We start from the raw sequence: 6,000 nt of genomic DNA, 5'->3' as shown, positions 1-6,000 counted from the left end.
TTACAGCGCGTTGCGGCCGCATAAGCACAACGACGGGTTGCCGCCCAATGTGGCAGAGCAGGCCTACTGGAAAACTCAAAAGACGGTGGCCTAAATCACTTGACCACTACAAAGGTATAGGTATGTACCCTTCTCAGATTATCGTCCTTCCTGGCAAATATGAATTTGACATTACATGTAATTTTATGCAGGGCGGTGCGAGAACAACATTAACGCAAAGAATACTTCCAGGCAGTATTTATGAAATTAACTGCAGCTGGGAGGGCGATACTTTACTTGGGCGTGATCTATCTTGGTCCGCTTGGATGTCAAATCCAATTCCGTACCAATGACACTAAAAGGCGCTGCAGAGCGACGGCTCACTTTGTGCACTTTATTGCGCGGTCGCTACGCTCCCATTTTTGCGCAATAAAGCGCCCAAAGTAAGCCGCGCCCGCGCCCGCGCGCGGCGTTAAGTGAGAAAACTATCCATATGGATAAGAAAAGGTTCTTGGTGATACACGATTATCAGCATGGAGGTTGTGGCTGGATCACCTTGGCGCATTCTAAAGAAGAGCTTGCAGCGGTCCTCGGACCAAATGAGGAAATCATTTCTGAAAATATTGATGATCACCCTTTGGTCAAATATTTGGGTAACCGGATAGAAGTATACGACATAGAGAGCCCTCAGGGCCTTTTAAAGGTTGTCATGGATTCAGCAAAGAAGTCCAATGAGTGAGTCTGCTATGGTGGTCTCACTTAACCAGGCCAGTCAGTACGCTCCGGCGCTGCGCGCCTCCGCAGGGCGGCCTACGCTATGCGCTGCGCGCATAAACAGCGTAAGAAACCTACTATTTTCATCAGCCTGGTAGACGCCTCCCCAAAAACTATAAGAACTATCGATGAAGTTTCGGGTAGTCGAAAAGTTCGACGGTACCACAGAATTCCTCCAGTTCACGCCAGCGGGTAATCTTCAGATGGATATGCAGCACCGCGGCGGTGGGAAACTTGGCCAGATGTTCATGGGTGAGATGATAACCCAGGCTTTCCAGCCCCGGGTTGTGTCCGACCACCATCAGGTGATGCCAGTGATCGTTCTGCTGTTGCAGATAGTGCAACAGCGTCTGGCAGCTGGCCGCATAGAGTTCCGATTCTACCAGCATCCGGTCGCTGCTCAGTTCCAGCGCATCGGCCAGGGCCTCGGCGGTAGTGAGCGCCCGGACTGCACCGCTGGTCAGCAGCCGGTCCGGCACCAGGCCGAATTCGCGCACTCGCTGGGCCATTGCCGGGAGGTCGCGCTCACCGCGCTTGTTGAGGGGACGGTCGAAATCGTCCAGGGCGGGGTCATCCCAGCTGGATTTGGCGTGCCGGATCAGCGTGAGCTTTTTCATGGGAGTGCCCGGATCGCGTGCTGTCGTAGCAGTATTGGCCGAAAATTCGGGGAATACCAGCGGTGGCGGTGATGGCGGCCTTGTTCCGGTTCACCTGCTCCCGGGCACTCCAGGTTTCCTCACTGCGGAGCATCGCGCTGCAGAACCCCCTCCCCGGCCCCTCCCCCGCAAGCGGGAGAGGGGAGAGCAGCTACTCCAAAGCAACTATACGGATTGCCCGCCCCTTAAACTACAAAGGTACGGAACCCCCGAGGAGATTTTATGTTCAAGGTGGAGAGAGCCGGCAGTAACCGCCTGGATATCGCCATAAGCGGCAAACTGGACGCCGAGGCGATGAAACAGGCCCTGGATGCGCTACTGGAAAAATCCGGTGGCATCGAGAAGGGAAAAATGCTTTTCGATGTTATCGAATACAATCTGCCCTCTGTCAGCGCTATCGGTGTAGAGTTCTCCCGCCTCCCCTCGATGCTGAAGTTTATCCGCAAATTCAGCAAGGTGGCCGTGCTGACGGATGAGGACTGGATAGGCAGAATCAGTGAGCTGGAGGGCACCCTGTTTCCAGGGCTGAAAATCAGGGCATTTGCTCGCAGTCAAAAGGCAAACGCGGAAGCCTGGCTGAATAGCGACTCCGCCTGAAAACCTGTAACGGGGTGACGAAACCTTCAACCGTCTCAAGGCAGGCACTTGAGCCCCCTCAGCGTCTCCTCCACCGCCACACCGGTTCCCGGCCCGGCACGTCCAGCAGCTGCACCATTGCGCGCGCCGCGTCCGGCAGGTAGGACCACTGGTGGCCGACGCCGGGGCGGTCCGGGTTGTTGATTCTGGTAACGACGCGGCCCGGCTTGACCAGGCCCTGGGCGAACCAGTTGTTGCCGGCGCGGGGACCGAAGAAGTCGCCGGCTCGCCTGCCGCGCGGTCTTCGATGCCCCGGCGGCGGGATTGCAGCGGTACCTGTCGGAGTGAAGTACCCTTCCATCGGTCACGCCTTCCGAAGCTGATAGACTCCCATAAGAACCAACCCGGTTCCTGAAAGCTGCACCCAGGTGATCGGCTCAGACAAAATAAGCCAGCTGAAAAAGATCGTCATGATAGGCCCCAGCATACCCACAAGGACGGTCCGGTCCGCGCCGATACGCTGGACGGCGGCGGATTGCAGGAAGATCGGCATTGCGGTCGAGAACAGGGCCATGGCGGCGCTATAGGCGTACACCGGCAGCGGTTGCACCAGGTCACTCACCGGGTTTACCGCCAGGAAGTGAAACTGGGCGGCCAGGATGGAGACGACGAGCGCCAGGACGGAGAAACGGGCCGCACCGAGCTTCCTGATCGAAACTTCTGAAAAGGCGCTATAGCCGGCATAGAGCACCGCCGAACCGAAGACCAGGGCGGCACCGAGCAGCGGCGCGGCGCCGACCCCCGTTATCTGCTTGTCACTGATGAACACCAGGCTGACGCCCGCATAGCAGAGCCCCAAAGCGAGGATAAGCCTGGGGCTGAAAGGCTTGTCCAGGAAGAGCAGGCCTATCAGTATGGTGATGGTGGGATAGGTAAAAAGAATGACCCGCTCCAGCCCCGCCGAAATATATTCCAGCCCCATAAAATCCAGTATCGACGCACCGTAGTAGCCGGACAGGCCGAGCAGGACCAGCAGCAACCAGTCCTTCGGGCCAAGCCTGGGACCGCCGCGCAGGTATGCAAGGCCCATCAGCAGGAACAGGGGCAGGGAGAAGATCATCCGCAGGGACAGCAGGGTAACCGCGTCGACTTCGGCAGACTGGTAGGCCAGCTTCACGAAAATCGCCTTGAACGAGAAACCGAATGCAGCGAGAACCGCCAGGGCAATGCCCAGTTGGTGGGGGGTGAACTGTGTACGCATCGGGGGTCGGCTCAGTGGGAATACAACAACCCGCATCCTACACATCCCAAGTCCTTGTTAGAATTGGCTTTTCGCCATTGTCGAATGCGGGAGCCTGACCCGCGGCGCCGAGCGTGCGTTCCTGGCGCCATTCGCGCAGGCGCTGATTGATCACCTTGTGGCCGCGAGTCGCGCTGCGGGTTGAACCGGAGCATGCCCCGCGGAAAATAAACCGGCCCCTTTTTTCTTCCATGCGAGTACTTCATCCATGCCTCCTGCCGACTACCTGGGCGCGCCCCATCCGAGACTGGTGCTCTACCTGCCCCATCAACCGAACGATCTGGCGCAGCTGGTGGACACCCCCAGCGCCCAGGCACTGATCGCCGCCAACTCCAACCACTGGCGCAAGATAGTGACCCTGCTGGCCAAGATCGCGAGCCCAAAAGCCGACGACTGGCGTCGCTTCAGGGATGAGGAGCTGTTCCGGCAGACGGCGCTCTGCTTTGCCCCGCGGCTGACCGGGACAGCCGGCTGGCACTGGATCGGTGGCAAGGACAACCTGCAGCGCTTCGGCAAGCTGCACCACAGTGCGCAGCCGCTGGCCGACAGTGCCGGCATTTTTATCGATCCGGACATGCGCCTGCTGCTGACGCCCTACCCGGACTACCGGCAACTCAGCAACGCATTGGTGAGTAATATCCGCTCCGCCCTGGATAGTCAGGAGTTCTACGCCAAATGACACTCCCCTATTTCCTCGGCTGCCCCCAGTGGCAACATCCCACCTGGAACCCGCGGCTGCCCTCGGGCTCGAGCCCGCTCGAGCGCTACAGCCAGGTCCTCAACTGTGTCGAGGGCAATACCACCTTTTACGCCACCCCCAGCCCGGAGCAGTGCCGGCAGTGGCGGGCACAGGTGCCCGACGACTTCCGCTTCCTGTTCAAGTTTCCGCGGGAGATCAGCCACGACCAGCTGCTGGCAGGAGCGGACGCCCAGGTACAGGCCTTCCTGGACATTATCGCTCCCCTCGAGGATGTACTGGGCCCCTTTCTCGTGCAGCTTCCCGCCGCATTCGGGCCCGAGCACCTGGACAACCTGTGGCGGTTTGTCGATGCCCTGCCCGCGCCCCTGACCTGCGCTGTCGAGGTCCGTCACAATGCCTTTTTCAGCAAGGGCGAAGCCGAGAGGGCCCTGAATCGCGGCCTGCGGGAGCGGAAGATCGCCCGGGTGTGCTTTGACAGCCGCGCACTTTTCGCCGCGGCCCCGGACAGCGAGACAACCCGCGACGCCCAGCGCAAAAAGCCCAGGGTCCCGGTGCACCTGCTCCCGGTGGAGGCGCCGTCGGTGATCCGCTATGTCGGCCACCCCGACCTGGAGACCAACCGCCGCTACCTGGCGCCCTGGGTCGAGCGGGTGGGCGCCTGGATCGGGGAAGGGAGGCGGCCCTTCGTCTTTATGCATATGCCGGACAAGGGCGAAGCCCTGTCCCTGGCCGCCCTGTGGAGCGAGTTGCTGAGCGAACGGGTGCCCCAGGCGAACGCATTGTCCCTCGACGAAAAAAAACCGCAGATGGGGCTGTTCTAGGCCGAGGGTTCTGCTGGCACAATCCCTTATCCAGATCCACGCCCGGGAAAATCTATGCGCAAGAAAGCACTGGTTATCGGCGCCACCGGCCTGATCGGCCGCGCCCTGGTCGATCAGCTGGCGGCCGCCGACCACATCCGGGAAGTGGTGACCATCACCCGGCGCCCGGCACCGCACTCTTCCACCAAGGTCCGCAACGAGGTGGTGGATTTCGAGCGGCTGGATGAACGCGCGTCGCTGTTCGATGGCGACCTGCTGTTTTCCTGTCTCGGCACCACAAGGAGTCGCGCCGGTTCCCTGCAAGCCCAGCGCAGGGTGGATGTGGGCTACCAGCTTCAGGCCGCGCAGCTGGCCGCCGACAGGGGCGTGGACCACTATCTGCTGGTCTCCTCCAGCGGCGCCAATGCCGACAGTCACAGCGCCTATCTGAAGATGAAGGGCGAGTTGGAGCGGGAAGTTTTGCAACTGCCCTTCGAGCGCATCAGCATCTTCCGTCCCTCACTGTTGCTCGGCGAGCGGGAGGAGCTGCGCATCGGCGAGAAGCTGGGCGGCTGGCTGCTGCCGCTGCTGTGCACCCTGCCCGGCCTGCGCCGCTACCGCCCCATCCGTGGCGAACAGGTTGCCGCAAAGATGGTGGCGGTGAGCGCGACGCAGGGCTCGGGTGTGGAGGCATTTGCGCTGGACGAGCTGTTCAACTGCTAACTCAGTTGCCGCGCAGCACGCAGACCTGGTCCCCGTAGTAGTTGTCCGGGTAGTTGCACTCGGCGGTCTGCGGTTGCGGGCGGGTGTCGGCGCGGACAGATCGGCTGATGATGGATACGACGGTTTTCATGCTTCCCTCCTTTGGTCTGAAGTCCCGCCAGAGTAGCGGGGCGCGGCTCGCGGATTAAATGGATTTTTTCACTGGCTTTGATAGAAATGAACTATTTATGATCAATGCGATATAACAGCTGGCTATCATGGATATCTGATATCTGTGATCGTAGGGTGCGCTGAGGGCCAAGACCCGAGGAGCTGCCGGAGCGGGAGAGCCAGGAGGTGCCATTGAGGATGGAGACTCTTCGACCAGCAAACCGCCACACCATGTTCGAACATATTGTCCGCAACGGCATACTGGTGGCGGTCAGCGTCCTGATCATCGCCATTCTCGGCGTGGTGGTCGCCCTGCCAACCCGGTGCAGATGATTCCCGACC

General features: G+C 60.2%; 9 protein-coding genes. 5 read left to right on the top strand and 4 right to left on the bottom strand.

The features are described from left to right. The first annotated feature begins 472 nt into the window (after nt 1-472). Nucleotides 473-718 carry a hypothetical protein gene (locus AC6R19_RS10695; RefSeq protein WP_500579810.1) on the top strand — a complete coding sequence of 82 codons (246 nt, stop codon included), beginning with the start codon at nt 473-475 and terminating at the stop codon, nt 716-718. Between the two features lie 157 nt (nt 719-875). Here AC6R19_RS10695 and AC6R19_RS10690 read toward each other — a convergent pair whose 3' ends face one another. Next, a complete protein-coding gene (locus tag AC6R19_RS10690) occupies nt 876-1,370 on the bottom strand; it encodes a SixA phosphatase family protein (RefSeq protein ID WP_500579809.1) in 495 nt (164 codons plus the stop codon). A 261-nt stretch (nt 1,371-1,631) separates the two neighbouring features. Here AC6R19_RS10690 and AC6R19_RS10685 point away from each other — a divergent pair, with 261 nt between their 5' ends. Continuing rightward, complete coding sequence (locus AC6R19_RS10685; RefSeq protein ID WP_500579808.1) at nt 1,632-2,006, top strand: SpoIIAA family protein; 375 nt, start codon at nt 1,632-1,634, stop codon at nt 2,004-2,006. Nucleotides 2,007-2,064: 58 nt separating this feature from the next. On the opposite strand, the gene AC6R19_RS10680 is transcribed toward AC6R19_RS10685, so the two are convergent. Continuing rightward, nucleotides 2,065-2,346 carry a hypothetical protein gene (locus AC6R19_RS10680; RefSeq protein WP_500579807.1) on the bottom strand — a complete coding sequence of 94 codons (282 nt, stop codon included), beginning with the start codon at nt 2,344-2,346 and terminating at the stop codon, nt 2,065-2,067. Between the two features lie 3 nt (nt 2,347-2,349). Beyond that, nucleotides 2,350-3,282: a DMT family transporter gene (locus tag AC6R19_RS10675; protein ID WP_500579806.1), complete on the bottom strand. Its 933-nt coding sequence runs from the start codon at nt 3,280-3,282 to the stop codon at nt 2,350-2,352. 211 nt (nt 3,283-3,493) lie between these two features. Between AC6R19_RS10675 and AC6R19_RS10670 the strand changes: the two genes are divergently transcribed. From AC6R19_RS10670 to AC6R19_RS10660, 3 genes are read left to right on the top strand one after another with little or no spacing between them, the layout of a single operon-like run. Continuing rightward, a complete protein-coding gene (locus tag AC6R19_RS10670) occupies nt 3,494-3,964 on the top strand; it encodes a DUF6942 family protein (protein WP_500579805.1) in 471 nt (156 codons plus the stop codon). Then, a complete protein-coding gene (locus tag AC6R19_RS10665) occupies nt 3,961-4,806 on the top strand; it encodes a DUF72 domain-containing protein (RefSeq protein WP_500579804.1) in 846 nt (281 codons plus the stop codon). Before AC6R19_RS10670 ends, AC6R19_RS10665 begins: the two co-directional genes overlap by 4 nt. A 54-nt stretch (nt 4,807-4,860) precedes the next feature. Beyond that, on the top strand, nt 4,861-5,508 hold the full coding sequence (locus AC6R19_RS10660; RefSeq protein ID WP_500579803.1) for an NAD-dependent epimerase/dehydratase family protein: 648 nt from the start codon (nt 4,861-4,863) through the stop codon (nt 5,506-5,508). Nucleotide 5,509: 1 nt separating this feature from the next. On the opposite strand, the gene AC6R19_RS10655 is transcribed toward AC6R19_RS10660, so the two are convergent. After that, the gene (locus AC6R19_RS10655; protein ID WP_500579802.1) at nt 5,510-5,638 is read right to left on the bottom strand and encodes a hypothetical protein; all 129 of its coding nucleotides are present in this window, start codon (nt 5,636-5,638) and stop codon (nt 5,510-5,512) included. Nucleotides 5,639-6,000 lie beyond the last annotated feature (362 nt).

It is taken from the genome of Microbulbifer sp. SE14, from assembly GCF_059834885.1.
The sequence above is the reverse complement of the archived record's forward strand: the minus strand, read 5'-3'. Positions and strand labels throughout refer to the sequence as shown.

Excerpts from the sequence above, each read along its gene's own strand:
- AC6R19_RS10695 (WP_500579810.1), top strand. The coding sequence starts at position 473 with ATGGATAAGAAAAGGTTCTTGGTGATACACGATTATCAGCATGGAGGT.
- AC6R19_RS10690 (WP_500579809.1), bottom strand. The coding sequence starts at position 1,370 with ATGAAAAAGCTCACGCTGATCCGGCACGCCAAATCCAGCTGGGATGAC.
- AC6R19_RS10685 (WP_500579808.1), top strand. The coding sequence starts at position 1,632 with ATGTTCAAGGTGGAGAGAGCCGGCAGTAACCGCCTGGATATCGCCATA.
- AC6R19_RS10680 (WP_500579807.1), bottom strand. The coding sequence starts at position 2,346 with ATGGAAGGGTACTTCACTCCGACAGGTACCGCTGCAATCCCGCCGCCG.
- AC6R19_RS10675 (WP_500579806.1), bottom strand. The coding sequence starts at position 3,282 with ATGCGGGTTGTTGTATTCCCACTGAGCCGACCCCCGATGCGTACACAG.
- AC6R19_RS10670 (WP_500579805.1), top strand. The coding sequence starts at position 3,494 with ATGCCTCCTGCCGACTACCTGGGCGCGCCCCATCCGAGACTGGTGCTC.
- AC6R19_RS10665 (WP_500579804.1), top strand. The coding sequence starts at position 3,961 with ATGACACTCCCCTATTTCCTCGGCTGCCCCCAGTGGCAACATCCCACC.
- AC6R19_RS10660 (WP_500579803.1), top strand. The coding sequence starts at position 4,861 with ATGCGCAAGAAAGCACTGGTTATCGGCGCCACCGGCCTGATCGGCCGC.
- AC6R19_RS10655 (WP_500579802.1), bottom strand. The coding sequence starts at position 5,638 with ATGAAAACCGTCGTATCCATCATCAGCCGATCTGTCCGCGCCGACACC.